This window comes from Coriobacteriia bacterium, from assembly GCA_041658765.1.
Taxonomy (GTDB): domain Bacteria; phylum Actinomycetota; class Coriobacteriia; order Anaerosomatales; family JBAZZO01; genus JBAZZO01.
In genome coordinates this window covers 77,612-104,523 of sequence record JBAZZO010000003.1, presented here as the reverse complement: position 1 = coordinate 104,523, position 26,912 = coordinate 77,612, and the positions used below count along the sequence as shown (strand labels likewise).

The window sequence follows — 26,912 nt, the reverse complement described above, 5'->3', positions numbered from 1 at the left end:
TATAGTGCAACCGGAGACGCGCGCGTTCCTCAGGTGATGGTAGAATCGGCGATGAAGGCGGTCGCGCAGCGGGCGCCGACGACGGGCTGGGGGTCGCGGGTGAGCGACAAGCGCGGGTTCTTCGACATGAGCGCGCGGCGGATGTTCCTTACGATGCTGGTCGGCGGGCTCATCTTCGGCATGATCTTCCCGCCATTCGCCGGGTTGTTCGTGACCGCGAAGTCCACCCCTGCGTGGATAGCCTTCGCTCTTCTTTGTGTCGCGGCCGGAGCTGGCCTCGGCGTGCTCTGTTTCTTCACGTCGCAGAAATCCACCGAGGCCATCATGAGCGACGTGCTTCGCCGGGCGTCCGAGCAGTTCGGTGTGGCGGCGAGACAGGTCCGCGGCTCACAGGCCTCAGCAGAGGAGACCCTGCGCGTCTTCAAGTCGGTCTCCGAGGTGCTCGAGAGCGCCCGTGGAGTGAACGCGCACATCAGGGCGCTCACCGCCCAGGTTCTCGCCGCCACGGAGCAGCAGGCCTCCGGCGCCGCGGAGCAGGCCGCCGCGGTGACGCAGACGTCCGCCACCCTCGAGGAGCTGGCGCAGACCTCGAGCCAGATCGCGGACAACTCCGAAGCGGTCGTGCGCGTCGCCGAGCGCACGCTGGCGAGCGCGGAGGAGGGCATGACGTCGGTATCGGACACCGCTGCGGGGATCGAGGAGATCCGTCAGACGACGATGCAGGCGTCGGACCGGATCCTCGCGCTCGGCGAGCGCAGTCAGGAGATCGGTCGTGTTCTGACGATAATCGACGAGATCGCCGAGCAGACGAAGATACTCGCGTTGAACGCGGCCATCGAAGCCGCTCGCGCCGGAGAGGCGGGCAAGGGCTTCTCCGTGGTCGCCGAGGAGATCCGCAAACTCGCGGACTCGGTCACGGAGTCGACGCAGGAGATCGGGAGAGTGGTCCGCGAGATCCAGGCGTCTACGTCGGCGCTCGTCATGTCCACGGAGCGCGCGGCGAAGAAGGTCGACGAGGGCAAGGAGCTCGCGTACCACACGGCCGCGTCTCTCGAGAAGATCGTCTCTCAGGTCGAGGAGACCACCGATGCGGCGAAACAGATCTCGATCGCGACCCAGCAGCAGAGGACCGCGTCGGACCAGGTCGTCGTCTCGATGAAGGAGGTCGCGCAGGTCTCGAAGCAGTCCGCCGAGACCTCGCGGCAGGTCTCGGCGGCGATCGGTGAACTCAACCAGCTCGCGGACTCGCTCGGCTCCAACTGACGGGCATGGGCTCTGTCGCCGATAGGCTCGCCGCAGCGGGACATGTGCTCCCGTCGGCGCCGTCCGCGCTCGGCGCATACGTCCCCGCGCGTCGCGCGGGTGGCCTCGTCTTCACCGCCGGTCAGATCCCGATGCGTGACGGCGCACTCATGCGCGAAGGGACCGTCGGCGCCGAGGTGACACCCGAGGATGCGGCTGCTTGCGCAGCGCAGGCCGTGCTAAACGCGCTGGCCGCGGCGTCTACCGTGTGCGACCTCGATGAGGTCTCCGGAGTCGTGAAGATGGTCGGATACGTCGCGTCGTCGGCGGGATTCACTCGCCAGCCGGCGGTGGTGGACGGTGCCAGCGCCGTGCTCGCCATCGCTTTCGGAGAGCGTGGCGTCCATGCGAGAGAGGCCGTCGGGGTCGCCGTCCTGCCGCTCGGCGCGCCCGTGGAGGTCTCGCTCGTGCTCGAGCTCCCCTCGCTGGGATGAGCCACCGTCGCGGCCGCGTGCCGCGAAACGTCGCGGCGCTCGGCATCGTCAGTCTTCTCACCGACGCGTCGTCCGAGATGGTCTACCCCATCCTCCCGTTCTTCCTGAGTACCGCGCTCGGCGCGCCGGTGGCCGTCGTAGGCCTTATCGAGTCCGTGGCCGAGGCGACCGCCTCCCTCACGCGCGTGGGTTCGGGGTGGCTCTCGGACCGGCTCGGTAAGCGGCGGCCTCTGGTCCTCGCCGGATACTCGCTGTCCGACCTCGCCAAGCCGCTCCTAGCGTTCGCCCCGAGTTGGCCCGCCGTGCTCGCGCTGCGCTTCGTCGACCGGTTCGGCAAAGGGATCCGCACGGCGCCGCGTGACGCTCTCATCGCGGATTCGTCGACGGAGGCCGATCGCGGGTTGAACTTCGGCGTGCACCGAGCACTCGACACCGTCGGGGCGGCGATAGGGCCGCTCGTCGCGTTCCTGGTTCTCTCTCGCGCGGCGAACGCCTATCGCACGGTCTTCCTGATCTCCGCCGTTCCCGGCGTCCTCGCGGTCGTGTTGCTGTCGCGCCTCGTGCGTGAAGTGCCCGCATCGCAGTCCTCCGCGGGTGCCGGCCGTGCGGTCCCGCCGAGTCTGAGAGGGCTGGGGAGGCCGTTCATCGTCTTCACAACGATGAGCGCCGTGTTCGCGCTCGGCAACACGAGCGACGCGTTCCTCGTGCTCAGGGCGCGCGACCTTGGCGCGCCGGAGGCGCTCGTCGCCCTCATGTACGCCCTGTTCAACGTCGTCGGTGCCCTCGTCGCCGTTCCGGCCGGCATGCGCAGCGACCGTGTCGGGCGCAGGAAGGTCGTCGCGGCGGGATTCGCCCTGTACGCGCTCGTGTACGCCGGGTTCGCGGCCGGTGGCCCGTCCTGGTCGCCCTGGGTCCTCTTCGCGGCATACGGCGTTCCATACGGGATGACGGAGGGGCTCACGCGCGCGTTCGTCGTCGACCTTGTGGGCGAGGACAGGCGCGCCACCGCCATAGGCGGATACACGTTCGTCCTCGGTCTCGTGGCGCTCCCCGCCAGCGCTTTCGGGGGATTGCTCTGGGACCTCGTCTCGCCTTCCGCTCCGTTCTGGTTCAGCTCCGCGTTGATGGGGGTCGCCGCGGTCGGAGTGGCGTCTGCACGGTCCTTGTCGGCGTCGGGAGGGATGCGGAGCTCCGGCGCCGAATCCGGCAGATAGGGGACGCTCGCGATTCGTTTCACGAGAGTGTCCGAATCGGTTGCGGCACCTAGGGGCATCCGATATCGTAAGTGTGATGCGCCGCCGGATGCGCGTCAGTTCGCATGGGCGGGGACCATGCGGTAGAGGGGAGACACGTATGGCGAGGATCTCGCTTGCCGGGTTCAAGGACCCGGTACGCAGACCGAGATACATCATCTGGACCGGCGTCATCGTGCTCCTGCTGGCGGCATTCATCGTCGTAGCCCTGGGCATCACATCGACGCGGTGGTTCTGCGCGAACGCTTGCCACAAGGTCCAGGACGACACGATCATCGCCTACGAACACTCGTCTCACTCAGTGATATCCTGCATGGCATGTCACATGCCCGTGAACGCCAATCCCATCATCTTCGTGCTGCACAAGGCGGAGGCACTGGGCGAGGCGTACCTGACGATCGCGAACAAGTTCGAGTTGCCACTGAACGCCGAATCGGAAGTCTCCCAGGAGATGGAGTCCGAGCGGTGCACGCAGTGCCATTCGAGCAACCGTGAGGTCACGCCGAGCCCGGGGATCATCATCAATCACGAGATCCACAAGAAGAAGGGCGTCGCCTGCGCGAAGTGCCACAACCGCATCGCGCACAAGGAGGACTTCACCCTCGTCCTCAAGGGCAACCACAAGCACGAGGACTTCATGAAGATGGAAGGCTGCTTCCGGTGCCACGGCCTCGAGGAGGGCTCGAAGGCTCCGGGCGCATGCTCCGTCTGCCACACAAGGGACTTCGAGCTCAAGCCTGAGAACCACCTCGAGCCGGGCTTCTTCCCCAAGGGCCATGCCGAGCTGAAGAAGGAAGAGCCGAAGTACTGTCGCATGTGCCATGTCGAGAAGAAGTTCTGCATGGACTGCCACGGCATGGAGATGCCGCACCCCGAGGAGTTCAAGACCAAGACGCACCCCGAGACGGTGAAGACGCAGTTCAAGAAGTGCGACTACTGCCACAAGGTGTCGAAGACGTTCTTCTGCTCGAAGTGTCACCACAAGGGCTTCGCCGAGACGGTGCCGTGGGCGCGTCAGCACGCCAAGACGGTCGCCTCCGACGGCGTCGCGCCGTGCCTGGGCGCCTGCCATGCGGCCAAGTTCTGCTCCGACTGCCACACGAAGACGAAGCCGTTCCCGACCTCGCACAAGGCGAAGGATTGGTTGCATCGCGCGAAGCTCGATGCGCGTGCCGCTCACGCCGAGGGTGCCAAGAAGGAGATAACGGCTTGCGAGATCTGTCACGGGACCGGCGGCGCCAAGTCGCGGTTCTGCATGGCGTGCCACAAGATCGAGATGCCGCACCCGGCGTCGTTCAAGAGCTTCCACGCCGGCACCGGCCGCAAGGCCCCCAGGGTGTGCGCGAACTGCCATCGCTTCCGCGAACTGTGCAGCAACTGCCACCACAAGGGTGCTTCGAACCGGGTCCCGTGGCTGCGGGTCCACCCGAAGACCGTTGCGTCCGATTCCGCGGCCGGGTGCTTCGAGAAGTGTCACAAGGACAAGAACTTCTGCGTCACGTGCCATACGAGGCTCAAGGCGCTCCCGACCTCGCACCGTGCGCGTGACTGGACGAGGCGGACCAACGTGAACGTGGCGGCGAAGCATCCGAAGTCGTTCGAGCAGTCCGCCGAGTCCTGCACGTACTGCCATGGCGACGGAGGACCGAAGTCGCGGTTCTGCATGGCATGCCACAAGCTCGAGATGCCGCACGCCGCGGACTTCAAGGACACGCACAAGGCGCAGTTCGAGGCGCGTCGACTCGCGAAGCGGACCTGCACCAACTGTCACATCCAGTTCTTCTGTGACAAGTGTCACCACGTCGGCTCCGTCCAGACGGTGACATGGCTCAGGCGGCACCAGGTCATCGTGAAGCAGAACGGCGCCGACCCGTGCTTCAAGTGTCACGCGCCGACGGCATGCTCTTACTGCCACGTGAGACTCCTGCGCTAGCGCGAGACTCGCCAACGGATCTGCACGCGAGGCCCGGCCGCGAGACGGCCGGGCCTCGCCACGTTCGCGAAGTGTGCATGGCGGCGCTGCGATGCGCCGACGGCGGGGTTTGCCCAGCCAGCGCGACCGTGTATCATAGCGGCTCGTCGGGATGTGGCTCAGCTTGGTAGAGCGCTCGGTTCGGGACCGAGAGGTCGTGGGTTCGAATCCCGCCATCCCGACCATCGGTCACAGACGCGGCAGGCCCGGCTGGCCCGGGTCTGCCGCTGACGTCTTGGGGGCGTCGTGCTGAGCTCGATCCTGCGGTCCATCGGCTTCGGGCTCTGCCACCAGTTGCCCGCGCGCTCGTTCTTCTCGGGCGGCGTGCAGGTCCCTGTGTGCGCGAGAGACACGGGCATCTACATGGGGTTCGTTCTCTCCCTCGCGTTGCTTGCGATTCTCGCGCGCGGTTCTCGTCCCTCGGGCGCACCGCGTCGGCTGGTTCTCGCGGTCGTCGTCGTGTTCGTCGGGATCATGGCCTGGGACGGTATCTCCTCGTACGCCGGGTGGCGCTCGACCGGCAACGACCTGAGACTCCTGACCGGATTGTTCGCGGGCTCGGGCCTCGCCGTCGTCGTGCTTCCGATGGTCAACGGGCAACTCTGGCGGAGGCCGGGTCGCGAAGGCCCCTTAGCCACAGGCCGCGAACTCGGGCTCTGGCTGACCGTCGTGCCGGGCGGCTTCGCGCTGGTGAGATGGGGTCTCCCGTTTCTCGGCGCAGCATACCCTGGGCTCGTGGCGGTCTCAGTCGTCGCGACGTTCGTGACGGTGAACCTGGTGCTCGTCTGCCTGGCACCCCGGTTCGAGGGGCGGGCTGACAGCCTAGGCGACGCCGCGGTGCCGATAGCGCTTGCTACCGTGGCTGCGTTGGCGGAGATCGCGGCATCCGGGCTTCTGAGGATGTGGTTGGAGCGTCTCGCAGGACTGCGGTAGGGTAGCTCCTCCGGGGGCGAGCTTCACGATGTCGCGGAGTCGGGGAGCCGGCTGACCGACGCTCTCGACGTGCGGATCAAGGACTTCCTGCCGGTCACGGACGCCAAGGTGTCCTTCCTGGGAGGCGGGCGAGACGTACGAGGTCCCTGATGTCGCAGTGAGCCGAGCGGCCATCGAGGTCGTCTACCCTCTCTAGTGGCACGGGCTCCGATGTCGTAGCTGCGAGATACCCTCTCGGGGTGGAAGCGAGAGGAGGCGGTCGTGTCGACATCGGATCGCACGTCCGATCGGACGAAGGGTATCCCGTTCGCACGGCTGCGCGCCGAGGCGCGCGATGCGCAGGTGCCCGAGTCTCTCATCGACCTTGCGCAGCGCGTGGTCGGTGAAGCAGCGGAGCGCTGGCCGGAGCGTTCCGCCGAGGCCCGCTCCCGGCGCGCGACAGCCTTCTTCTGGGGAGTGGTGCGTCGTCGAGCCTTCTCGACTCACCGGCGGGAGGCAGCCGGGTTCCGGCGACGCCTCGTGGCAGCCACTCTGGTCGCGGACCTTCGCTCGGCCGGCTGGGAAGATCCACGGATCTACGGCGAGTTGGTGTCGACGTATGGGGAGACTCTGTCGATGGAGGCGCTCGCCGACTACAGGGCGGCCTTGTGGCCTGATGGACTCGTCGCGTGACCGGATCAGCGGAACGTGGCCACCGTCAGCACTCGGCCGTCCGAGCGGTCGAAGACCCATACGCGTCTCGAATCGAGGGCGCCGCCTCGCGGCCCCCACGCTTCGACGACGACCCACGCTTCGACGCCGTCGACCGAGGCGGCTTCGACCCGCACCGGGACCGAGCGGGTGTCGGCTGGAAACCCGACAGTGAGAACGTCAGCTGCCCGTGCCCAGTCGGCACCCTTCTCTCGCAGTTCCGAGAGACGCTCGTGACGGAGTTCGGATGCCTCGGACACCGGGCGTCCGGCGACGTCACCCAACGCGCACTTTCTCGCCATCTCGCGAACCTGTTGCGTCGTGTAGACGCTCCGCTGGTCGACGAACGCGACGGCGTCACGTCCGCGGCAGCCGCCGGTCGTGAGGACGATGATGCACATCAGCGCCAGGGCAGCGCTGTGCTTGTGTATGCGTTTGCGCGACGACGACACGGGGAACCTCCGGTCGTATGATGAGACCATGGTACCGCAAGGAGTCGGGTTCCTCCGCGAGCGAAGGGGTGAGCGGGATTGCAGGCGATCATCTGCTTCGTCTCGGACTTCGGTCTCGACGACACGTGGGTGGGGGTGTGCCATGCGGTCATCCACCGCGCATGTCCTCAGGCGCGCGTCGTCGACCTTTCGCATCTCGTGCCCCCGTTCGACATCCGCAAAGGGGCTGTCGTGTGCGCATCCGGTGTCTGGCAGTTGCCTGACGCGATACACCTCGCGGTCGTCGATCCCGGGGTGGGGGGCGGAAGACGCGACGTCTGCTTGGTGACGAAGTCCGGGACGCGGCTCGTGGGTCCCGACAACGGAGTCCTGCTCCCGGCCACATGGGCGAGCGGCGGAGTGGCCGAGGCGTACGCGATCGATCCCTCGTGCCTCGACTACCGTGCGCCGCTTCCGACGTTCCACGCACGGGACATCCTCTCGCCCGCGGCGGCGCTCCTTGCCAGCGGAGTGCCGCCGCGCAAGGTGGGGACCGCCTTCGACCCGGCGGAGTTGGAGCCTGCACCCTTCTCGTCCTGGAGGATCGAGTCCGGTGAGGTGGCGGCCGATGTGCTCGACATCGACCGTTTCGGCTCCGTGCGGATCGGTATCGCGGGCGGGGAGTTGCCCGACGCCGGACTCGACGTTCCTACCCTCGAACTCGGTTTCGGCCACCTGAGTGTTCGCGCGCCGTTGGCGACCACCTTCTCGGACGTACCGGAAGGGGCGCCCGTCGCCCTGGTCGATTCATCCGGGTGGCTCACGCTGGCTGTGCGCATGGGGAGCGCTTCCGAGAGATACGGCATCGAGCCGGGCCACACCGCGCGACTCAAGCCCGCGTCCTGACCCGCCCGTGTCAGACCCGCGCCGTATGGTGCGTGCAAGCGGGTCATGCGATCCGGGCGAGGTCACGTGGGAGGTCGGCGATGAAGGAGGACTACGTCGCGCGGTTGCGCGAGGGACAGGGTGTGGACTCGACGTTCGCGCTACGCGCGAAGGAGGTCCGATCGACCCGCTCCGGCGAGGCGTACCTTTCGCTGGATCTTGGTGACCGCACCGGTCACATCCCCGCGGTCTGCTTCCGCCCCGACGGCGATGCCCGATCCGTTCCCGTCGGGACGGTAGTCAGGGTCCGGGGAACGGTGACCTCGTATCGCGGCGTGCGCCGAGTGTCGGTGGAATCCTTGAGGCCCGTCGCCGCCTATGACGTTGCGGACCTCCTGCCGTCCGGTCGACGCGACCGCGCCGAACTCGCGCGACGCTTCACCACGTTGCGTTCTTCCGTACGCGATCGTGCGCTCGCGGATGTTCTTGACGGAGTCTTCTCGGATCCGGTCGTCGCAAGCCGTTTCGGACGATGGCCGGCTTCCCGGTCGGCGCACCATGCATACGTCGGCGGTCTGCTGGAGCACACGGTCTGCGTCGCCTCTCTGTGTCGGCGGTTGGCCACGGTCTACGAAGGAGTCGACGGCGACCTGCTGCTCGCCGCCGCGCTGATGCACGATGTGGGGAAGGTGGACGAGCTCACTTGTGACGTGTCCATCGAGTACACGGACGAGGGGAGGCTCATCGGTCACGTGGTCCTTGGAGACCGCAGGGTGCGCGCCGCGGCAGAGCGTCTCGGGACGACGCTTCGACCGGACGTGGCCGGACGCCTGTCGCACGTCGTCCTGTCGCACCACGGCGAGCTCGAGTGGGGAGCGCCCAAGCGACCCTCGACGGTCGAGGCTCTGCTTCTGCACCACGCCGACAACCTGGACGCCAAGGCGTCCGGATTCCTGGAGATCGCCGCCGGGGCCTCCGCGGTCGAGGAGCGCTGGACCGATGTCGCGAACCTGTTCCGCCGCCCGCTCTACGTGCCGCGCGCGCTAGAGGACGAGCCGCTCGACGTTCCCGAGGAGGACGACGAGCACCTGGTCAGATCCGCGTAGATGCGCCGGGCGATGTCGGGCGGCCCGCGTCGGCACCCAGCGGGTTCCGCTACAATCTGCGTGAACTGGATTCTGCGCAGGACGAAAGGACGGCAAATGACGCACCCCACCGCTGAGATCGGGGTATTCGGGGGCAGCGGCTTCTACTCGCTGCTGTCCGACGCCAGGGAGTACAAGGTCGATACTCCGTACGGAGCGCCTTCGGCGCCGGTCACGGTAGGCGAGATCGGTGGACGCTCGGTCGCCTTCCTTCCGCGCCACGGCAAGGAGCATACGCTTCCGCCCCACATGATCGACTACCGCGCGAACGTCTGGGCCATGAAGCAACTGGGTGTCGGCAGGATCATCGGCCCGAACGCGTGCGGGAGTCTCCAGTCCCACGTGAAGCCCGGGGAGTTCGTCATCTGCGACCAGTTCGTGGACCGCACGAGCGGCCGGAAGGACACGTTCTACGACGGTCCCACGACGACACACGTCTCGTCCGCGGACCCGTACTGTCCGGTGATGCGCGGCGTCGCCGTCGACAAGGCTCGCGAGCTAGGCATCACGGTCCATCCCACCGGTACGGTAGTCGTGATCCAGGGTCCGCGGTTCTCCACTCGCGCAGAGTCGCGCTGGTTCGCCGCCCAGGGCTGGGAGGTCATCAACATGACCCAGTACCCTGAGTGCTACCTCGCCCGCGAGCTCGAGATATGCTACTGCAACATCTCGCTGATCACCGATCACGACGCTGGAGCCGATGGGGCAGAGCCCGTGACGAACGACGAAGTCGTGCGCGTGTTCAACGAGAACAATGCGAAGGTACGCGATCTGCTCTTCGCGATGATCCCGGCTCTTCCTGTCGATCGGGAGTGCGTCTGCGCACATGGTCTCGAGGGCGCCGCGTTCTGAGCCACTCGAGTCCCGCCAGGTGTTGGGGCACTCCACCTTGCCCCAGTTTGTAACAGTAGTTACGATATCGGGCATACTCGATGGGCAGACCGGGGACACGGTCGGCCTCAGTGATGCGTGGAGATGATGCGAAGCATGGTCCCGGTAGTCGTCAATCGGATACCAGAGGGTGTCATCGAGAGGTTGCCGCACTACCTCAACGTTCTCATCTCGCTGCGACAGGATGGTCAAGCGACCGTCTCGTCTGCTCGGCTGGGGGAGCTCACGTCGGTGAACCCCGCCCAGATCAGGCGCGATCTCACTCACTTCGGTTCCTTCGGCAAGCGCGGCGTCGGATACGACATCACGACGCTCGTCGGGAGGATCCAGAAGATCCTCGGCGCCGACCACACGCATCGTCTCGCGCTCGTCGGCGCCGGCAATCTCGGATCCGCCATCGCGGACTACCAAGGTCTGCGCACCCACGGTTTCATCGTCTCGGGCGTATTCGACAACGACTCCCGCAAGATCGGGTTGCGCCTGGGGGGGACCGTCGTCCGCCACATCGACGACTTGGAGTCGCTCGTCGCCGAGCAGGGGATACGCATCGGGGTCATCGCCGTTCCGCCGGATGCGGCGCAGGTCGTGGCGGATCGGCTCGTCGATGCGGGGGTGTCCGTCATCCTGAACTACACGCCGGTGATGGTGCGCGTGCCGGGACATGTGACGCTGCACAACACCGATCCGGTGCAGGAGTTGCTTCATACCCTGTACTACCTGTCGCGCAGGGAAGGCGTGGCGTCTGCGTAGACGGGGTGGTAACCTAGCCGTCGGCTGCGCGAGCGGCCTGTCACGGCCGGCCGAGCGGCCGGTCACGAAGCAAGGAGGCGTCATGGCTGCATTGTTCGGACTAGGGACTCCCGAACTCCTGCTGATCGCCGCCGCGATCCTGCTGCTCTTCGGTCCGAAGCGGCTCCCGCAGCTCGGCAAGTCGCTCGGGAAGACCGTGAAGGCCATCCGGGAAGGCGTCGACGGCAAGGACGACGAAGCGGACGAGGGGTCCGAGCCGGTCAAGCCGAAGGCGAAGCCCGCCAAGGATGCCGATGAAGAGGACGAGGCCTAGAGGCATCGTCCCGCCGGTTACGGACGTGGTCTTGTCCGCCATCCCGTATCCGGTATACTCTCACGGACCGTCACCCCTTTCGGTGCTCTAGAGCTTCGGATGCGGTGACGGTGCCGCCAGCCACGACCTGTCGGGAGTACGGATGCAGAAGGAAGTCGCCCTCACCGCAGAGGGTCTTGCTCGGCTCGAAGAAGAATTGCGCCACTTGGAGACGGTCCGCCGCCACGAGGTGGGGGAGCGGATCAAGGAGGCCAAGGAGTTCGGGGACATCTCCGAGAACTCGGAGTACGACGACGCCAAGAACGAGCAGGCGTGGGTCGAGAGTCGCATCATCGAGATCAACCAGATACTCGCGAACGCCACGCTCATCCATACGCCAAAGAAGAGCGACAAGGTCAACCTCGGCTCGCGCGTCGAGATCCAGGACGAGGAGACCGGGGAGGTCCACTCCTATCAGCTCGTAGGCTCCGCGGAGGCGGACCCCGCCCACAGTCGCATCTCGAACGAGTCGCCGGTCGGGCAGGCGGTCATGGGAGCCCGCAAGGGCGATACCGTAGCGGTCTCCGTCCCCTCGGGCCGCATCCTGCGCTACCAGATCCTCGCCATCAGCCACTGAGCCGATGAGCGAAGGCAGCCACGCCGATCGGGACGGGGCACGGGGGCTGGACGACCCGTTCGCCGTCCGGCGCGCGAAGGTCGACGCGATGCGTACGGCGGGCGTCGAGCCTTACCGGGATCGCTGGGATGTGACCGCACGCTCCGCCGATCTCCATGCCCGCTTCGCTGACCTGCCTGCGGGGACGGAGGCGGACGAGACGGTCTCTGTGGCTGGAAGGCTCGTCGCGAAGCGCGATCAGGGCAAGCTCGTATTCCTCGTGGTGCGCGACGCGACCGGCGATCTGCAGCTGTTCTGCCGCGCGGATACTCTAGACGAGGGAGCGCTCGCGGTCGTCGACGGTCTCGACCTCGGCGATTGGGTCGGTGCGACCGGCGCCGTACTCCGTACAAGACGGGGAGAACTGTCGGTCGCTCCTGCCGGGATCGCGCTGCTCGCGAAGTCGCTGCGTCCCCTGCCGGAGAAGTTCCACGGGCTGAGCGACACGGAGACCAGGTATCGGCAGCGCTATGTCGACCTTGTGGTGAATCCCGAGGTCAAACAGGTCTTCGAGTCGCGCTTCCGCATGATCGCGGCCGTTCGGCGGTACATGGAGACCGAGGGGTTCCTCGAGGTGGAGACGCCGATGCTCCATCCGATCCCCGGAGGCGCCACGGCGCGGCCGTTCGTCACCCACCACAACGCCCTCGGCATGGATCTATACCTGCGCATCGCGCCCGAACTCTACCTGAAGCGGTTGCTCGTCGGGGGGTTCGAGCGTGTCTTCGAGATCAACCGATCGTTCCGCAACGAAGGCGTCTCCGTCCGCCACAATCCCGAGTTCACGATGCTCGAGGCATACCAGGCTTTCACCAACATAGACGGCATGATGTCTCTGACCGAGGGGATTGTAGAAGCCGCGGCTCGCGAGACGCTCGGGACGCTCGTGACCTCGTACCAGGGAGAGGCACTCGACCTCACCCCGCCGTGGCCACGTCGCACGATGGCCGAACTCGTCTCCGAGGCCGTCGGCGAGCGTGTCGACGTGCACCTGCCCGACGCTGGGCTGCGGGCGCTGTGCGACCGCCGGGGTGTTCCGCACGAACCGTCATGGCAGGCGGGCAAGCTGTTCACGGAGCTGTTCGAGAAGCTTGTCGAATGCGGTCTGCGCATGCCAACCTTCGTGACCGACTACCCGCTGGCGACATCGCCGCTGGCGCGGCGCAAGACCGGCGACCCTCTGGTCACCGACCGTTTCGAATTGATCATCTGTGGTCGCGAGATCGCGAACGCGTTCTCGGAGCTCGTCGACCCGGTCGACCAGAGGGAGCGCTTCGCCGAGCAGGCGAACGCGAAGGGCGCTGGCGACGACGAGGCGATGGGCTACGACGAGGACTACCTTCGAGCGATGGAGTACGGGATGCCGCCGGCGGGGGGTCTCGGTGTGGGGATCGATCGTCTCGCCATGCTCCTGACCGATTCCGCCTCGATCCGGGACGTGCTCCTCTTCCCGCACATGCGTCCGGAATCCTGATCCCCACCGCGTCCGCCGCGGTAGGATATGAGTCAGATACGCTCACATCCGATGGCACCGCGCTTGCTGACGTCCACTCCGAGGTCGTTCGCCCGTCGAGCGGGGTATACTAGGAGGACGGGTATCCCGCCAGGATCACGACGAGTCCGGCCGAGTCGGTCGCACATCCATAGGAGATAAGCGATGTTCGAGCGTTTCACGGAGAAGGCACGCAGGGTCGTGGTGTACGCCCAGGAAGAGGCGCGCATCCTCAACCAGAACTATATCGGTACGGAGCACCTGCTCCTCGGGCTCATCCGCGAGCAGGACGGCATCGCCGCGAGGGCGCTCGAGAGCCTCAACATCTCTCTCGAGGACGTCCACACCCAGGTGGAGGAGCTCATCGGGCGCGGCACGTACGTCCCGACCGGTCACATACCGTTCACACCTCGGGCGAAGAAGGTACTCGAGCTCAGCCTTCGAGAGGCTCTTCAGCTCGGGCACAACTACATCGGCACCGAGCATGTCCTTCTCGGCTTGATCCGCGAGGGCGAGGGCGTAGCCGCCCAGGTCCTGCTCAACCTCGGCGCCGACCTCGAGAAGGTCCGCTCCGCGGTCATCCAGCTGCTCTCCGGCTACTACGGGAAGCAGACGGAGGGTGGCGAGGAGCACGGACACGGCTCGTCGAGCCAGCTGCTCGACGAGTTCGGCCGCAACCTCACTCGCCAGGCGAAGGAGGGCAAGCTCGACCCGGTCATCGGCCGCGCGGTCGAGGTCGAGCGCGTGATGCAGATCCTGTCGAGGCGCACCAAGAACAACCCGGTGCTCATCGGCGAGCCCGGCGTCGGCAAGACTGCGGTCGTGGAAGGACTCGCGCAGTCGATAGCGCGAGATGAGGTGCCCGAGACCATCCGCGACAAGCAGCTCTACACGCTCGACCTAGCGGCGCTCGTCGCGGGGAGCAAGTATCGAGGCGAGTTCGAGGAGCGCCTCAAGAAGGTGATGAAGGAGATCCGCGAGCGTGGTGACGTGATCCTGTTCGTCGACGAGATGCACACCCTCGTCGGCGCGGGCGCGGCGGAGGGCGCCATCGACGCGGCGTCGATCATCAAGCCCGCGCTGGCGCGCGGAGAACTGCAGACCATCGGAGCGACCACGCTCGACGAGTATCGTAAGTACGTGGAGAAGGACCCCGCGCTAGAGCGCCGGTTCCAGCCGATCGTGGTCGGCGAGCCCTCAATCGAGGAGACGATCGAGATACTCCACGGTCTCCGCGACCGCTACGAGGCCCATCACCGGGTCTCGATCACCGACGGTGCGATACTGGCGGCCGCGAACCTGGCGAGCCGCTACATCTCCGACCGGTTCATGCCCGACAAAGCGATCGACCTCATAGACGAGGCCGGTTCGAAGATGCGCATCAAGACCATGACCGCTCCACCCGACGTCCGGGAGGTCGAGGAGCGGCTCAGGGGGGTGCGACAGGAGAAGGAAGCGGCGATCGAGGCGCAGGAGTTCGAGAAGGCCGCGAGCCTGCGCGACAAGGAGAAGCAGGTGCTGGCCGAGAAGCGCCGCATCGAGGACGCGTGGCTGAAGCCGGACAACCGGCGACTCGTCGAGGTCACCGAGATCGAGATCGCTGAGATCGTCTCGATGTGGACCGGTATCCCGGTGACGAGCCTCACCGAAGAGGAGACCGCCAAGCTCCTGCGCATGGAGGCGAGCATCCACGAGCGGATCGTCGGTCAGGACGAGGCCGTCTGCGCCGTCTCACGCGCCATCCGGCGCACGCGGGCGGGGCTCAAGGATCCGCGCCGTCCCGCGGGTTCGTTCATCTTCCTCGGGCCGTCAGGCGTCGGCAAGACCGAGTTGTCCAAGGCGCTCGCTTCGTTCCTCTTCGGTACGGAGGACGCGCTGATCCAGCTCGACATGTCGGAGTACATGGAGAAACACACCGTCTCGCGCATGGTCGGCTCCCCTCCGGGCTACGTCGGGTTCGAGAACGGCGGCCAGCTGACGGAGCTCGTGCGTCGCAAGCCGTACTCGGTGGTGCTCTTCGACGAGATCGAGAAGGCCCATCCGGACGTGTTCAACGTCCTGCTCCAGATATTGGAGGAGGGCCGCCTCACCGACGCGCAGGGCCGCCGGATCGACTTCAAGAACACGATCCTCATCATGACGAGCAACCTGGGGGCGCGCGATATCGCCAAGGGCAAGACACTCGGCTTCGGGCCGGCGCAGTCCGGCGGTGCTATCCCGTACGAGATCCTGAAGGAGCGCGTGACCGGAGAGCTCAAGAAGGCCTTCCGTCCCGAGTTCCTCAACCGCGTCGACGAGGTGATCGTCTTCCACGACCTGGACTCCGATGAGATCGGGTCGATCGTGGACCTCATGGTGTCCCGTCTGCGCGAACAGCTCGCGTTGCAGGGCATCGGTATCACGTTATCGGTGGAGGCGCGCAAGCTGCTCGCCGCGAACGGCTTCGACCCTGCGCTCGGCGCTAGGCCGCTTCGCCGCACGATCCAGCGATTCGTGGAGGACCCACTCTCCGAGCAGATCCTTGCCGGCCAATGGAGCGCCGGCGATGTCGTCTCTCTCGAGGTCCGCGACGGGTCCCTCGTCTTCGAGCGCGGGAAGGGCAAGGCGGCGGTGCCCGTCGCGCCCGCGGCGCCGCGCGAACCCAAGGCCACCATGCCTCGACGCTCCGGCGGCCGCTCCTCCGGTGGCCCGTCGGCGGCCGGCGGCGCCGCAGGCTGAGATGGCGAAACCGCACTCTGTGTTCCACTGTCAGCAATGCGGATACGGTTCCGCCCGCTGGGTCGGCCGTTGTCCCGAGTGCGGCGAGTTCGGGTCGTTCGTCGAGGAGTCCGAGACCGTCTCCATCTCCGATCCCGCCCGTGTGCACGCGCAGCCGGTACCGATCGACGAGGTCTCCTCAGCACAGGACGAGCGTGTCGCGACGGGTATCGCCGAGTTCGACCGCGTCCTAGGCGGAGGACTGGTCCGCGGCTCGGTCGTTCTGATCGGGGGCGAACCCGGTATCGGGAAGTCGACATTGCTGCTGCAGGCCGCCGACAGCCTCGCACGCCGCGGTGGGCGTGTGATCTATGTCTGCGGCGAGGAGTCGCCGCGACAGATCAAGCTCCGCGCCGATCGGCTCGGCGTGTCGGGGAAGGGTGTCGAACTGCTCGCGGAGGTCGACGTCACGGCCGTCGTATCGGTGGTCGAGGATCGGCGTCCCGACCTGGTCGTCGTCGACTCGATCCAGACGGCGTCCGACCCTGGGCTCGCCGGCGTCGCCGGTAGCGTCGGGCAGGTGCGAGCGTGCACCGCCCGTCTCGTCCGCTTGGCGAAGGAACGAGACACCATCATCGTCGTCGTGGGTCATGTGACCAAGGACGGCGCCATCGCCGGCCCCCGTGTGCTCGAGCACATGGTCGACACGGTCCTGTACTTCGAAGGCGATCGTGACCATGCGTTCCGCGTCGTGCGCGCTGCCAAGAACCGTTTCGGCTCAGCGAGCGAGATCGGCATCTTCGAGATGGGCGAGGACGGCCTGGTCGGCGTCGGTCAGCCGTCGGGCACCCTGCTCGCCGAGCGCGCACATGCGCCCGGGTCCGCCGTGATGGCGGCGGTCGAAGGCTCCCGGCCGCTCCTTGTGGAGGTCCAGGCGCTCGTCACGCCGTCGTATCTGCAGATGCCCCGTCGGCTCGCTACCGGAGTGGATACCGGGCGGCTGCTCCAGGTGCTCGCCGTCCTCGAGCGTCGCGCGGGGATGGTGTTCGGACAGCACGATGTCTACGTCGCGGTCGCCGGTGGCGTTCGTGTCACGGAGCCCGCCGTCGACCTGCCGCTCGCGCTAGCGATAACCTCGGCGAGGCTCGACGTCCCGGTGCCCGTCGGACTCGTCGCCTTCGGTGAAGTCGGTCTGACCGGTGTCGTGCGTCGCGTCCCGCATCGCGAGTCGCGCCTGCGCGAAGCGGGACGCATGGGATTCTCCGCGGCGGTGCTCGCGCCCTCCGAGGGCGATGGAGGGACGGGTGTCGAGACGCGGGAGGCGGGCGACATCGCGTCGGCGATCCGTCAGGCAGGGCTCGAGCCGCGTAGCGCGCGGGTGTCGGATGGGCGCAAGGACGGTGTGCGGTCGGGCGAACGGTGATCGAGCCGGAGGATCCCGTCGGTTGGGCGAGAGGGGGAGCGGTGGACACGAGGACCTACGAACTCATGCGGGCGACGCTCGACCGTGTGGCACCCGGAACGGCTTTGCGGGAAGGTCTCGACTACATCCTCTCCGCGCGCTCGGGCGCGCTCGTCGTCATCGGGGCGGAAGACCGCGTCGAGAAGCTGTGCAACGGGGGTTTCGCCGTCGACATCACCTTCACGCCGCAGCGACTCTTCGAACTGGCGAAGATGGATGGCGCCATAGTCCTCGACGGCGAATGCGAGCGGATCCTCAAGGCGAACGTGCACCTCGTCCCCGATCACCGTCTCCCCACGTCGGAGACGGGGATGCGCCACCGCACAGCGGAAAGGGTCAGCCTGCAGACGGGAGCGCTGGTCATCTCCGTCTCTGCGCGCCGAGATGTCGTCAGCCTCTATCAGCACGGGGAGAAACTCACGCTCGAGGCGATCGACGTCGTTCTCGCGAAGGCCAACCAGGCGCTGCAGACACTCCAGAGGTACCGCAGCCGACTCGACGAGGTCTCCGGGCATCTCGCCGCTCTCGAGTTCGAGGACGCCGTCACGCTCTCGGACGTGGCGACGGTCATCCAGCGCTCGGAGATGCTGCATCGGGTCGCCCGGGAGGTCGGGCGCTACATCGCCGAGCTCGGTACGGAGGGGCGTCTCGTGCGGCTGCAGGCCGATGAGCTCATGCTCGCGACCGACGAGGACTACCTGAGCCTTCTGCGCGACTATTCGCCGGAGGCCGGGCCGCGCAAGATCACGGCGCTCAGGGCACAGGTGGGCGGCCTCGGCTCCGAGCAGTTGCTCGATGCCGCGATCGTCGCGGGCATGCTCGGGCTTCCTCCGAGCGCGGAGGTCTCGGAGAGCCACGTGCAGCCGAAGGGGTATCGGATACTGCGTCGCGTGCCCGGTCTGCCGGGGACCGTGGTGAACCGGCTCATCGAGCGCTTCGAGACCCTCCCGGCGCTGCTGGTCGCGACCGTGGAGCAGCTGGACGAGGTGGACGGTGTCGGCGCCCGCCGGGCTCGGACGATCTTCGACGGACTGCGGCGGCTGAAGGACCATTCATCCATCTGAGCCTGTTCTATCCGCGGGACCGTGGGGACTCCCTGATGTGCTAGGCTGTTCTCCTGTTCCGACGGCACTCGGCCGGACGGATATGGAGACTAGGGAGGTGACGGCTCGCAGCGCGCTCGAAGCTGAGCGCCGACTGACGCGTCAACCGCCATGATCGTTCAGCTCACGCGATTCGTGCTCTTCACCGCGGGGGCGCTCGGCGGGTTCCGGGTCTCGCAGCTCATCGACTGGACCGACCAGATAGGCTTCCAGCAGTCATTCGTCATCTTCATCTTCATCATCCTGGGATGCTCTATCGGCTACCTCATCGGTGGCATCGTCGGCAGGGAGCTCACGAGCCTCTACGACCGCATCGAGCGCTCTCTAGAGACGTACTCGACGGCCGACATCGTGCTGTCCGCTGTCGGATTGGTCACGGGCCTCGTCGTCGCCCTCATGCTGTCATACCCGCTGCGCATGCTGCGGCCCCAGTGGGTCTCGTTCCTCTCGATAGTCCTGCTGTACGGGTTGCTCTGCTACGCGGGGGTCCGTGTCGCGCTCATAAAGCGCATCGAGGTGAACCACGCGCTGGGGAAGCTCAACGCAGGTGCGGGGGGGGACTTGCCCGGTTCCTCCGACGTGGCCCTCCCGAAGATCCTCGACACCAGCGCGGTCATCGACGGGCGGTTCGCCGAACTGCGCCGGACCGGCTTCCTCGAGGGTCGCTTGCGCGTGCCCGGCTTCGTCCTTGCCGAGCTGCAGACGCTGGCGGACTCCGCCGACGACGAGCGGCGTGCACGCGGCCGTCGCGGTCTCGACCTGCTCGCGACGGCTCGCAGCGGCACCATGTCGGTCGACGTGTTCGACGCCGACTATCCCGACGTTCCCGACGTCGACGGGAAGCTTCTGCGGCTGGCGAAGGACGGCGGCGGGGCGATCGTCACGGTCGATTTCAACCTGACGAAGGTCGCTCGCGTGCAGGGTCTTCCCGTCCTCAACCTCAACGAACTCGCGTTGGCGCTCAAGCCGAGTCACCTTCCCGGAGAGGTGCTGAGGGTCACCATCGCGAAGGAGGGCAAAGAGCCCGGCCAGGGTGTCGGTTACCTTCCTGACGGGACGATGGTCGTCGTCGCCGGCGGGCACGACCACGTCGGTTCGGACGTGGACGCGGAGGTGACGTCGGTTCTTCAGACGTCCGCTGGGCGGATGGTCTTCTCGAAGGTGCGGCCATCATGAGCGTCGCGGCGATCATCGTCGCGGGGGGCTCGGGGTCGAGGTTCGGCCGCGAGGGCGGCAAGCAGACCGCATTCGCCGTGGGGCGGCCTCTGGTCGCCCGCACTCTCGAGGTGTTCGTCGGATGCGACGCCGTCGACGCGGTCGTGGTGGTCACGCATCCCGATCGCGTCGACGAGTACCGCCTTGCATGTGGACCGCTGGCTGATGGAGTGATCTTCGTCTCCGGTGGGGAGACGCGGCGGATGTCCGTCGCGGCGGGTCTCGCCGCGGTCGGCCCGGACGTCGCGACCATCCTCGTCCACGACGGTGCGCGCCCTCTCGTCACTTCGCGGTTGATCCAGTCGGTCGTCGACGAGCTCGCCGATCATCCCGAGGCGGTGGGTGCGGTCGTCGGTCATCCCGCGTCCGACACGGTGAAGGTCGTTGCGCTGGACGGGGTGATCGTCGACACGCCGGATCGCTCGCGCCTCTGGGTCGTGCAGACGCCGCAGGTCTTCCGTGCGGTGGCCCTGCGAGAGGCGATGGCGGCCGCTGAAGTGGACGTCTTCGAGGGGACGGATGATGCGTCGGTGGTCGAGCGGGCGGGCGGGGTCGTGCGCGTGCTCGAAGGCCCGCGCGACAACCTCAAGGTCACCACAGGAGAGGACCTCGCCCTAGTCGAGGCGATCATCGCGTTTCGGGAGGTCGAGGCGTGACCGGCGACTTCCGCATCGGTGTCGGCTACGACGCCCATCGTCTCGAGCCTGGTAGGCGGCTCGTCCTGGGAGGCGTAGACATCCCCTTCGACGCGGGGCTCGTCGGTCACTCCGACGCGGACGTCCTCGCGCATGCGCTCATGGACGCGATCGTGGGCGCTCTGCGAGAAGGGGATATCGGGCGGCTCTTTCCCGACGACGACCCGCGCTACGCCGACGCCTCGAGTCTCGGGCTCCTGCGGGAGGTCGCCTCCCTCCTCGAGGCGCGGGGTTTCGAGCTGGTCGACGCCGATACGACACTCGTGCTCGAACGGCCGAAGGTCGCAGGCTTCCGTGAAGCCATGCGAGCGAATCTCGCCGAAGCGCTGGGTGTGCCGGTCGAGAGGGTGGGCGTGAAGGCGACCACGACCGAGGGTCTCGGTTTCGAAGGGCGCGGCGAAGGGGCTGCGGCCCACGCCGTGGTCCTCGTTCGGCGTGTGTGAACCGGATCCGTCTCGTGATGTGTTCGTGCAGGTAGCAGGGCTCGACCGGTGTGATCGGATACCGCCGCGCGGGTTTGACACGGGCGGTCGCCGGTTGCCATAGTGAGCGGCAGGCACGCGTCCGACGAGGAGGTCGTCTCGAGCATGCTCTCGCGTCTGCGCGCCGACATCGCCGCCGTCAAGGAGCGGGACCCCGCCTGCACGTCGACCCTGTCCGCGCTCCTCAACTACCCCGGGCTGAAAGCCATCCGTTGGCACCGCCGCACGAACCGTCTTCACGGGGCGGGCTTCGTCCTGCTTGCGCGGGTCATCTCGCAGTGGGTGCGGCACCACACAGGGATAGAGATCCACCCCGCGGCGACGATAGGCAAGCGGTGCTTCATCGACCACGGCATGGGCGTGGTGATCGGTGAGACGACGATCATCGGCGAGGACGTGACGATCTATCAGGGCGTGACTCTCGGAGGCACAGGCAAGGAGACGGGCAAGCGTCACCCTACCATCGAGGACCGCGTGGTGATCGGCGTGGGATCGACCGTGCTCGGGAACATCACCGTAGGTCGAGGCAGCAAGATCGGTGGCGGCGCCGTCGTCATCCACGACGTCCCGCCGAACTGTACCGTCGTCGGTATCCCGGGGCGCGTCGTCGTGCGCGAGGGCATGCGTCTCGAGACGATCGACCTCCATCACGAGGACCTTCCCGACCCCGTCGTCGAGATGTTCCGGTGCATGCAGCGGCGTGTGGACCGCCTGGAGGCGCGTCTTGCGCGTGACGAGGACTCCGCGTCGGAGCGGGACACGACCACCTTTCCCTCGGGCGAGACCGGTCAAGCGGACGAAGAGACCTGCGACACGGGAGGCTGACACGTGACCCTGCGCGTCTACAACACGCTGGCTCGGGCCAAGGAGGACTTCGTTCCGAGGGAGTCCGGCAGGGTCGCGATGTACGTGTGCGGGCCTACCGTCTACAACCACATCCACATAGGCAACGCACGGACGTTCCTCACCTTCGATGTCATCCGGCGCTACCTCATCCACCGCGGCTTCGATGTCCGCTTCGTCCAGAACATCACGGACGTCGATGACAAGATCATCAAGCAGGCCATGGCCGAGGGCGTACCGGCTTCGCGGGTCGCTTCCGAGTACACTCTCTCGTTCCTGGAGGCGATGGATGCACTCGGCATCCTTGCGCCGACCGCCCAGCCGCGGGCGACCGAGACCATCCCCGCGATGATCGGGATGGTCGAGCGCCTCATCTCGCGCGGGCACGCGTACGCCGTCGACGGGGACGTGTACTTCTCGGTCCGGAGTTTCCCGGGGTACGGGAAGCTTTCCGGCCGCGACGTCGACGACCTGCGCTCCGGTGCGCGTATCGACATCGACGAGCGCAAGGCCGACCCTCTCGATTTCGCCCTCTGGAAGGCCGCCAAGCCGGGCGAGCCGCATTGGCCGAGCCCGTGGGGAGAGGGACGCCCTGGCTGGCATCTGGAATGCTCGGTCATGTCCGAGCAGGAACTCGGCTTGCCTTTCGACATCCACGGGGGCGCCAGCGACCTCATATTCCCGCACCACGAGAACGAGATCGCCCAGTCGGAGGCCGCCACAGGCTCACTGTTCGTCAGATACTGGCTCCACGGCGGATTGTTGCAGGTGAACGCCGAGAAGATGAGCAAGTCGCTCGGAAACTTCATGCTGTTGAAGGATGTGCTCGAGTCCTATCCTGCGCCGGTGGTGCGTCTGCTCATGCTGCAGACCCACTATCGATCCCCGCTCGACTTTTCGACGACGCGCCTCGACGAGGCCGGCGCGGCATACGACCGCATAGCGAATCTCGTCCGCAACCTGGACTGGGCTCGCACGCGCGCTGCCGACGGCGCTGGCGCGGGGGAGGCCGCTCGCGAGTCTCTGGAACGCGCGACGGCCGAAGCTCGCACGAAGTTCGAAGCTGAGATGGACGATGACTTCAACACGGCCGGCGCCCTAGGCGCCCTGTTCGAACTGGCTAAGGCGGCGAACGGTTTTCTCGCGGGCGCGGGAGCAGCTGGCGTCTGTGCCGACGACAGGGTCGTGCTCGGCCGGGCGGAACAGGAGGTCTCCGGCCTGCTCGGCGTCCTCGGCGTCACTCTTGCCGCCGGCGTTGACGCTGAGTCCGAGTTCCCGGTAGAGGTCGTCGATCTGGCACGCAACGTCGCAGGCTACGCAGGTGACGATCCAGCGAAGGCCGTGGACGCGCTGCTCGCGACCCGTGCCGCCGCCCGTACGGAGAAGAACTGGGCGCTCTCGGACGCGGTGCGTGACGGTCTCGCCGGGCTCGGTTTCGTTGTCGAGGACACGGCCCAGGGCGCCCGCGTCACTTACCGGTCGGAAGCATAGCGGTGCGCGAGATCGTCGAGGGCCGCAACGCGGTGCTCGAGGCGCTGCGAGCCGGCCGCCGGATCGAGCGGGTTCTCATCGCCGAGGGCGTGCGTCCGGATCCCGGGCTCGACGAGGTGCGGACACGATCCGCCGAGGCGGGCGTACCCGTGGTCGTCGTCGCGCGCCGCATCCTCGATGCCGGAAGCGAGCGAGGTGCGCATCAGGGTGTCATCGCCGAGGTCGCGCCTTTCGAGTATGCGAGCCTCGACGGGGTGCTCGCGTCGACGTCGGGCGCTTCTCTGAGCCTCATCGTCGCGCTGGACCACGTGACCGATCCGGGCAATCTCGGCGCCGTGATCCGGTCAGCCGAGTGCGCCGGCGCGGACGCGGTCATCGTCACCGAGAGGAGAGCGGCTCCGATGAACGCCGCCGCCTACAAGGCCGCAGCCGGGGCGCAGGAGTACCTCCCGATCGTGCGTGTCTCGAATCTCGCTTCGGCGTTGCGCACGTGTAAGGGCGCCGGCTACTGGGTCGCGGGGGCATCGGAGATCGCCGAGATCGCCGTGTGGGATGCACCGCTAGAGGGACGGATCGTTCTCGTGATGGGTTCAGAGGGGAGCGGGCTCGCGCGGCTCACTTCCGAGACATGCGACTTCCTCGTCGGGTTGCCGCTCGCAGGCCGCGTCTCGTCGCTCAACGTCGCTCAGGCCACCACGGCTCTCGCGTTCGAATGGGTGCGCCGCGGGCGGACCCGGGGCTGAGATGCTTCGTCGGCTCATCGTCGACGGGTACAACGTCATCCACGCGGACGCCTCCTATCGCGACCTGGCCGAGCGCGATCTCGACACCGCGCGCGCTCGTCTTGTCGAGGACGTGGCGGCCTTCGCCGCCGGTGCGTTCCGTGCGACGGTCGTCTTCGACGGAGCCGGTCGTTCCGCGCCCGACGAGGGAGTACACCACGTCGCGGGTGTCGCAGTCGTCTTCTCAAGAGGCGGTGCGGACGCCGACACAGTGATCGAGTCGCTCGCAAGGCGGGCTCGCGAGCGCGGAGAAGGGGCCGTCGTCGTCACGTCCGACGCGCAGACGCAATGGGCGGTCATGAGCGGAAGCACGACCCGGATGTCGGCGGCGGAGTTCGTCCGCGAGTCGCGCGAGAACGCAGTGCGCGTCTCACACTCACGTTCCGGAGGGATCCGGGGCCCCGTCGAGGAGCGAGTGGATCCCGAGGTACGGGCTGCGCTCTTTCGCTGGGCTCGCTCGGGCCGATGAGCGACGGCGTGTGAGCCGGGTCACACAGTGCCCTTTCAGGATTGTTCACGTTCGCGGGGTCGCATTGACACGACCTGGCGCGGTGGTATCGTCGGGGTACGGGGAGAGTGCGGAGGCCTGTCCGCGCCGGTCCTTTCCCTCGATCGCAGAGGGTTCTCACGGGAGGACGTAAAGTGTCGGTCGGAGGGGAGACCGCACGTCGTCGACCCTGCCGGGGGCACGACGGGGAATTCGAGCTGATCCGAGCAGCCCAGTCCGGCGACCAACGCGCATGCGCGCAGATATTCGCGCGCTATGGGTCCTTCGTCCGTGGCAAAGCGCGCTCCTACTTCATCGCCGGCGGCGAGCGTGACGATGTCGTGCAGGAGGGCATGATCGGCCTGTTCAAGGCGATCCGCGATTTCGACTGTGGCCGTCAGACGTCGTTCCGCTCCTTCGCCGAGTTGTGCGTCACTCGCCAGCTCATTTCCGCGATCAAGGCCGCGACACGCAGGAAACACGCTCCCCTCAACGGGTACGTCTCCCTCAGCCGCACTCAGCAGGCCGAGGACGAGGGCGAGCGGCTGCTGTCGGACATACTCGCTGCCCGGGAGTGCGATCCCGCCGACATCGTCGTCGCCGCGTGGGAGTCGCGCAGTATCCGCGACGGCTTCACGAGCATGCTGTCGCCGTTCGAGACGGAGGTGCTCCGGCGCTACGTCGAGGGCCGCACCTATCAGCAGATCGCCGAGGATCTCGGACGGCATGTCAAGTCCGTCGACAACGCCCTGCAGCGGACGAAGCGCAAGGTCGAGCTCCAGGTCGAGCGCTGTCGGGCCTGCTGAGCGCCACCGTCGACGCACGCTGGAAGTATCGCGTTCCTTCGCGGGGCGCTGGCGGCTACAATCAGGGTCGCCGCCGGCGTAGCTCAACGGCAGAGCAGCGGTTTTGTAAACCGCAGGCTGTGGGTTCGATCCCCTCCGCCGGCTCCAGACATCCGCGGGGCCCGGTCTTGAAGGCCGGGCCCCGTTGCGTATGTCACTAGACGCCGCTGTCGATCTCGAAGACGTCGGTCGGCGTCGCGATGTTCTTCAGGTCGAAGGTGCCGCGTTCCTCGGCCTTGAAGCGGTCGAGTCCGGCGCGTTCGACGACCGGCCGGGTCGCGAAGATCTGGCCTCCGTCGGCAAGGCTCATCACTCGGGCCGCGATGTTGAGGCCGTTGCCGATGAACGGTCTGCCGTGCTTGTCGAGCACGACCTCGCCGGACGCGATGCCGATGCGGATCGTCATCGAATGGCCGATGTCCTTCGCGGTGTTGAACTCCGAGAGCTTTCGCTGCATCGCGATCGCGGCTTCGAGGGCGTCGATCGGGTGGTCGAACTTCGCGAGCAGTCCGTCGCCTCCGGTCGACTTGCCGCACCCGCGATGCTCGGTGACCAGGGGAAGGAGCAGGTCTCTCTGTCGCTGGATGAGCTTCGCCGAGGTGATGCTGCCCTCCTCCTCGGTCATCTTCGAGAAGGACTTCATGTCGGTGATCAGCACCACCGCCTCGACGGTGTGCTTCGCTGCGACCGTCTCCTCGGCCTGCGATATGAGGCGCAGGAGTTCGTCCACGTCCGCGTCCTCTGTGTCCAGCGACGAGAGCGGGACGATGGCCTTCGGGGTGGAGGGTGTGAACACCCAGTCGCTGACAGCGGAGACCAAGAGGGCCACGACGAAGGAGGTCACCCCTGTCGCTGCGAGCGTCGCTCCGTTCACGGGGCCGGAGAACGCCCGCATGAGCGCGACGCTCGACCCCCCCAGTGCCGCGACACCCGCGAACACCGCTCCCAGTCCCCACACCCCGCGGAACCGGTGACCGACAGGTCGGCGGATGAAGCCGGCGAGCCACGCCGCTCCCGCCCAAGCGAACGGCTGGGTCGCAAGCAGTGGGACGTCTCGCGCCGCCGTGATGCGTGCGATGACGGGATTGGGGTCGAGCGAGGAGACCGACGCGGCGAACCACTTGAAGGCGAGCGGGTCGACCGGCGGATGGGCGAGGTCGACGATGGGGGGTGGAGTGCCGCCGGCCACCACGACGCCGAAGACCGGGTGTCCGAGGAGGAGGCCCGCCCCTTCGGCGGCGAGGCAGGCGGCTAGCGCGGCGATCGAACCCTCGCCCGAGCCGAGAAGGTAGCCGGCGAGGACCGGCAGCGCCCATTGCGCCTTGACGCCGGCTGCTAGCATCGCCAGTGCGACGACGAGGAACGGCTTCGCGTCGTCCTGCCCGAGGTACGACATCGCGCTGTAGCCGACGAGCGCGAACAGCGCGCCCGCGACGATGTTCGCGGCGGCGATCGGCAGTGCGAGGAGCGTGAGGACGGCGAGTGTCGCCAGTTGCGCGGAGAGGACTCCGAGACCTCCGATGACGAGGGCGATCACCGGGGTGATGCTCGAGGGGTAGAAGGGCATCGCGGACAGCGAGCCGAGAGCGATCGTGGCGAACGCAACGGCGCGCAGCCAAGGCAGCGTCCCTCCGAAGCGCCGGATGGTCCTCTTCCTGGGCATG

26 protein-coding genes and 2 tRNA genes are annotated in these 26,912 nt (G+C 67.1%); 26 read left to right on the top strand and 2 right to left on the bottom strand.

Annotation, left to right across the window (positions count from 1 at the left end; translation table 11 throughout):
* The first annotated feature begins 51 nt into the window (after window positions 1-51).
* The 7 genes from WC971_03085 to WC971_03055 all read left to right on the top strand — a co-directional run bounded on the left by WC971_03085 (window position 52) and on the right by WC971_03055 (window position 6,566).
* Window positions 52-1,263 carry a methyl-accepting chemotaxis protein gene (locus WC971_03085; GenBank protein MFA5843795.1) on the top strand — a complete coding sequence of 404 codons (1,212 nt, stop codon included), beginning with the start codon at window positions 52-54 and terminating at the stop codon, window positions 1,261-1,263.
* Window positions 1,264-1,268: 5 nt separating this feature from the next.
* The gene (locus WC971_03080) at window positions 1,269-1,736 is read left to right on the top strand and encodes a RidA family protein (protein ID MFA5843794.1); all 468 of its coding nucleotides are present in this window, start codon (window positions 1,269-1,271) and stop codon (window positions 1,734-1,736) included.
* Window positions 1,733-2,950, top strand: coding sequence for an MFS transporter (locus WC971_03075; protein MFA5843793.1), 1,218 nt, complete (start codon window positions 1,733-1,735; stop codon window positions 2,948-2,950). The genes WC971_03080 and WC971_03075 overlap by 4 nt, the downstream gene beginning before the upstream one ends.
* Window positions 2,951-3,089: 139 nt before the next feature.
* Window positions 3,090-4,922, top strand: a complete 1,833-nt coding sequence (locus WC971_03070; protein ID MFA5843792.1) for a NapC/NirT family cytochrome c — start codon at window positions 3,090-3,092, stop codon at window positions 4,920-4,922.
* Between the two features lie 147 nt (window positions 4,923-5,069).
* Window positions 5,070-5,146: transfer RNA gene (locus WC971_03065), tRNA-Pro, on the top strand.
* A gap of 61 nt (window positions 5,147-5,207) precedes the next feature.
* On the top strand, window positions 5,208-5,894 hold the full coding sequence (locus WC971_03060; protein MFA5843791.1) for a DUF2085 domain-containing protein: 687 nt from the start codon (window positions 5,208-5,210) through the stop codon (window positions 5,892-5,894).
* Between the two features lie 261 nt (window positions 5,895-6,155).
* Entirely contained in the window at window positions 6,156-6,566 is a 411-nt protein-coding gene (locus tag WC971_03055; protein ID MFA5843790.1) for a hypothetical protein, read from the top strand.
* A gap of 5 nt (window positions 6,567-6,571) precedes the next feature.
* Here WC971_03055 and WC971_03050 read toward each other — a convergent pair whose 3' ends face one another.
* A complete protein-coding gene (locus WC971_03050; GenBank protein ID MFA5843789.1) occupies window positions 6,572-7,036 on the bottom strand; it encodes a hypothetical protein in 465 nt (154 codons plus the stop codon).
* A 78-nt stretch (window positions 7,037-7,114) separates the two neighbouring features.
* Between WC971_03050 and WC971_03045 the strand changes: the two genes are divergently transcribed.
* The 19 genes from WC971_03045 (at window position 7,115) to WC971_02955 (ending at window position 25,356) form a co-directional block, all read left to right on the top strand.
* A complete protein-coding gene (locus WC971_03045; GenBank protein MFA5843788.1) occupies window positions 7,115-7,921 on the top strand; it encodes an SAM-dependent chlorinase/fluorinase in 807 nt (268 codons plus the stop codon).
* Window positions 7,922-8,001: 80 nt separating this feature from the next.
* The gene (locus tag WC971_03040; GenBank protein MFA5843787.1) at window positions 8,002-9,006 is read left to right on the top strand and encodes an HD domain-containing protein; all 1,005 of its coding nucleotides are present in this window, start codon (window positions 8,002-8,004) and stop codon (window positions 9,004-9,006) included.
* A gap of 96 nt (window positions 9,007-9,102) precedes the next feature.
* A complete protein-coding gene (locus tag WC971_03035; GenBank protein MFA5843786.1) occupies window positions 9,103-9,897 on the top strand; it encodes an S-methyl-5'-thioadenosine phosphorylase in 795 nt (264 codons plus the stop codon).
* A gap of 135 nt (window positions 9,898-10,032) precedes the next feature.
* Window positions 10,033-10,686 carry a redox-sensing transcriptional repressor Rex gene (locus WC971_03030; protein ID MFA5843785.1) on the top strand — a complete coding sequence of 218 codons (654 nt, stop codon included), beginning with the start codon at window positions 10,033-10,035 and terminating at the stop codon, window positions 10,684-10,686.
* An 82-nt stretch (window positions 10,687-10,768) separates the two neighbouring features.
* A complete protein-coding gene (locus WC971_03025; protein ID MFA5843784.1) occupies window positions 10,769-10,999 on the top strand; it encodes a twin-arginine translocase TatA/TatE family subunit in 231 nt (76 codons plus the stop codon).
* A 142-nt stretch (window positions 11,000-11,141) separates the two neighbouring features.
* Window positions 11,142-11,615, top strand: a complete 474-nt coding sequence (gene greA, locus WC971_03020; GenBank protein MFA5843783.1) for a transcription elongation factor GreA — start codon at window positions 11,142-11,144, stop codon at window positions 11,613-11,615.
* 4 nt (window positions 11,616-11,619) lie between these two features.
* Entirely contained in the window at window positions 11,620-13,128 is a 1,509-nt protein-coding gene (gene lysS / locus WC971_03015) for a lysine--tRNA ligase (GenBank protein MFA5843782.1), read from the top strand.
* Between the two features lie 183 nt (window positions 13,129-13,311).
* Entirely contained in the window at window positions 13,312-15,864 is a 2,553-nt protein-coding gene (locus tag WC971_03010; GenBank protein MFA5843781.1) for an ATP-dependent Clp protease ATP-binding subunit, read from the top strand.
* A 1-nt stretch (window position 15,865) separates the two neighbouring features.
* Window positions 15,866-17,266, top strand: coding sequence for a DNA repair protein RadA (gene radA / locus WC971_03005; protein ID MFA5843780.1), 1,401 nt, complete (start codon window positions 15,866-15,868; stop codon window positions 17,264-17,266).
* 41 nt (window positions 17,267-17,307) lie between these two features.
* Complete coding sequence (gene disA / locus WC971_03000) at window positions 17,308-18,369, top strand: DNA integrity scanning diadenylate cyclase DisA (protein ID MFA5843779.1); 1,062 nt, start codon at window positions 17,308-17,310, stop codon at window positions 18,367-18,369.
* A 150-nt stretch (window positions 18,370-18,519) separates the two neighbouring features.
* Complete coding sequence (locus tag WC971_02995; protein ID MFA5843778.1) at window positions 18,520-19,584, top strand: TRAM domain-containing protein; 1,065 nt, start codon at window positions 18,520-18,522, stop codon at window positions 19,582-19,584.
* Window positions 19,581-20,279: a 2-C-methyl-D-erythritol 4-phosphate cytidylyltransferase gene (gene ispD, locus WC971_02990; protein ID MFA5843777.1), complete on the top strand. Its 699-nt coding sequence runs from the start codon at window positions 19,581-19,583 to the stop codon at window positions 20,277-20,279. The genes WC971_02995 and ispD overlap by 4 nt, the downstream gene beginning before the upstream one ends.
* Window positions 20,276-20,761, top strand: coding sequence for a 2-C-methyl-D-erythritol 2,4-cyclodiphosphate synthase (gene ispF / locus WC971_02985; protein ID MFA5843776.1), 486 nt, complete (start codon window positions 20,276-20,278; stop codon window positions 20,759-20,761). Before ispD ends, ispF begins: the two co-directional genes overlap by 4 nt.
* Before the next feature lie 144 nt (window positions 20,762-20,905).
* Window positions 20,906-21,625, top strand: a complete 720-nt coding sequence (cysE, locus tag WC971_02980) for a serine O-acetyltransferase (GenBank protein MFA5843775.1) — start codon at window positions 20,906-20,908, stop codon at window positions 21,623-21,625.
* 9 nt (window positions 21,626-21,634) lie between these two features.
* Window positions 21,635-23,134 (top strand): cysteine--tRNA ligase, encoded by a 1,500-nt coding sequence (gene cysS / locus WC971_02975; GenBank protein ID MFA5843774.1) that lies wholly within the window; start codon window positions 21,635-21,637, stop codon window positions 23,132-23,134.
* A 2-nt stretch (window positions 23,135-23,136) separates the two neighbouring features.
* Window positions 23,137-23,877 (top strand): 23S rRNA (guanosine(2251)-2'-O)-methyltransferase RlmB, encoded by a 741-nt coding sequence (rlmB, locus tag WC971_02970; protein ID MFA5843773.1) that lies wholly within the window; start codon window positions 23,137-23,139, stop codon window positions 23,875-23,877.
* Window position 23,878: 1 nt separating this feature from the next.
* The gene (locus tag WC971_02965) at window positions 23,879-24,385 is read left to right on the top strand and encodes an NYN domain-containing protein (protein MFA5843772.1); all 507 of its coding nucleotides are present in this window, start codon (window positions 23,879-23,881) and stop codon (window positions 24,383-24,385) included.
* 173 nt (window positions 24,386-24,558) lie between these two features.
* On the top strand, window positions 24,559-25,209 hold the full coding sequence (gene sigH / locus WC971_02960; GenBank protein MFA5843771.1) for an RNA polymerase sporulation sigma factor SigH: 651 nt from the start codon (window positions 24,559-24,561) through the stop codon (window positions 25,207-25,209).
* Between the two features lie 72 nt (window positions 25,210-25,281).
* Window positions 25,282-25,356, top strand: a tRNA-Thr gene (locus tag WC971_02955).
* Between the two features lie 49 nt (window positions 25,357-25,405).
* On the opposite strand, the gene WC971_02950 is transcribed toward WC971_02955, so the two are convergent.
* On the bottom strand, window positions 25,406-26,911 hold the full coding sequence (locus WC971_02950; protein ID MFA5843770.1) for an adenylate/guanylate cyclase domain-containing protein: 1,506 nt from the start codon (window positions 26,909-26,911) through the stop codon (window positions 25,406-25,408).
* Window position 26,912 lies beyond the last annotated feature (1 nt).

Coding starts and splice junctions, on each gene's coding strand:
- WC971_03085 (MFA5843795.1), top strand. CDS start 52: ATGAAGGCGGTCGCGCAGCGGGCGCCGACGACGGGCTGGGGGTCGCGG.
- WC971_03080 (MFA5843794.1), top strand. CDS start 1,269: ATGGGCTCTGTCGCCGATAGGCTCGCCGCAGCGGGACATGTGCTCCCG.
- WC971_03075 (MFA5843793.1), top strand. CDS start 1,733: ATGAGCCACCGTCGCGGCCGCGTGCCGCGAAACGTCGCGGCGCTCGGC.
- WC971_03070 (MFA5843792.1), top strand. CDS start 3,090: ATGGCGAGGATCTCGCTTGCCGGGTTCAAGGACCCGGTACGCAGACCG.
- WC971_03040 (MFA5843787.1), top strand. CDS start 8,002: ATGAAGGAGGACTACGTCGCGCGGTTGCGCGAGGGACAGGGTGTGGAC.
- WC971_03035 (MFA5843786.1), top strand. CDS start 9,103: ATGACGCACCCCACCGCTGAGATCGGGGTATTCGGGGGCAGCGGCTTC.
- WC971_03030 (MFA5843785.1), top strand. CDS start 10,033: ATGGTCCCGGTAGTCGTCAATCGGATACCAGAGGGTGTCATCGAGAGG.
- WC971_03025 (MFA5843784.1), top strand. CDS start 10,769: ATGGCTGCATTGTTCGGACTAGGGACTCCCGAACTCCTGCTGATCGCC.
- greA (MFA5843783.1), top strand. CDS start 11,142: ATGCAGAAGGAAGTCGCCCTCACCGCAGAGGGTCTTGCTCGGCTCGAA.
- lysS (MFA5843782.1), top strand. CDS start 11,620: ATGAGCGAAGGCAGCCACGCCGATCGGGACGGGGCACGGGGGCTGGAC.
- WC971_03010 (MFA5843781.1), top strand. CDS start 13,312: ATGTTCGAGCGTTTCACGGAGAAGGCACGCAGGGTCGTGGTGTACGCC.
- radA (MFA5843780.1), top strand. CDS start 15,866: ATGGCGAAACCGCACTCTGTGTTCCACTGTCAGCAATGCGGATACGGT.
- WC971_02995 (MFA5843778.1), top strand. CDS start 18,520: ATGATCGTTCAGCTCACGCGATTCGTGCTCTTCACCGCGGGGGCGCTC.
- ispD (MFA5843777.1), top strand. CDS start 19,581: ATGAGCGTCGCGGCGATCATCGTCGCGGGGGGCTCGGGGTCGAGGTTC.
- cysE (MFA5843775.1), top strand. CDS start 20,906: ATGCTCTCGCGTCTGCGCGCCGACATCGCCGCCGTCAAGGAGCGGGAC.
- WC971_02965 (MFA5843772.1), top strand. CDS start 23,879: ATGCTTCGTCGGCTCATCGTCGACGGGTACAACGTCATCCACGCGGAC.
- WC971_02950 (MFA5843770.1), bottom strand. CDS start 26,911: ATGCCCAGGAAGAGGACCATCCGGCGCTTCGGAGGGACGCTGCCTTGG.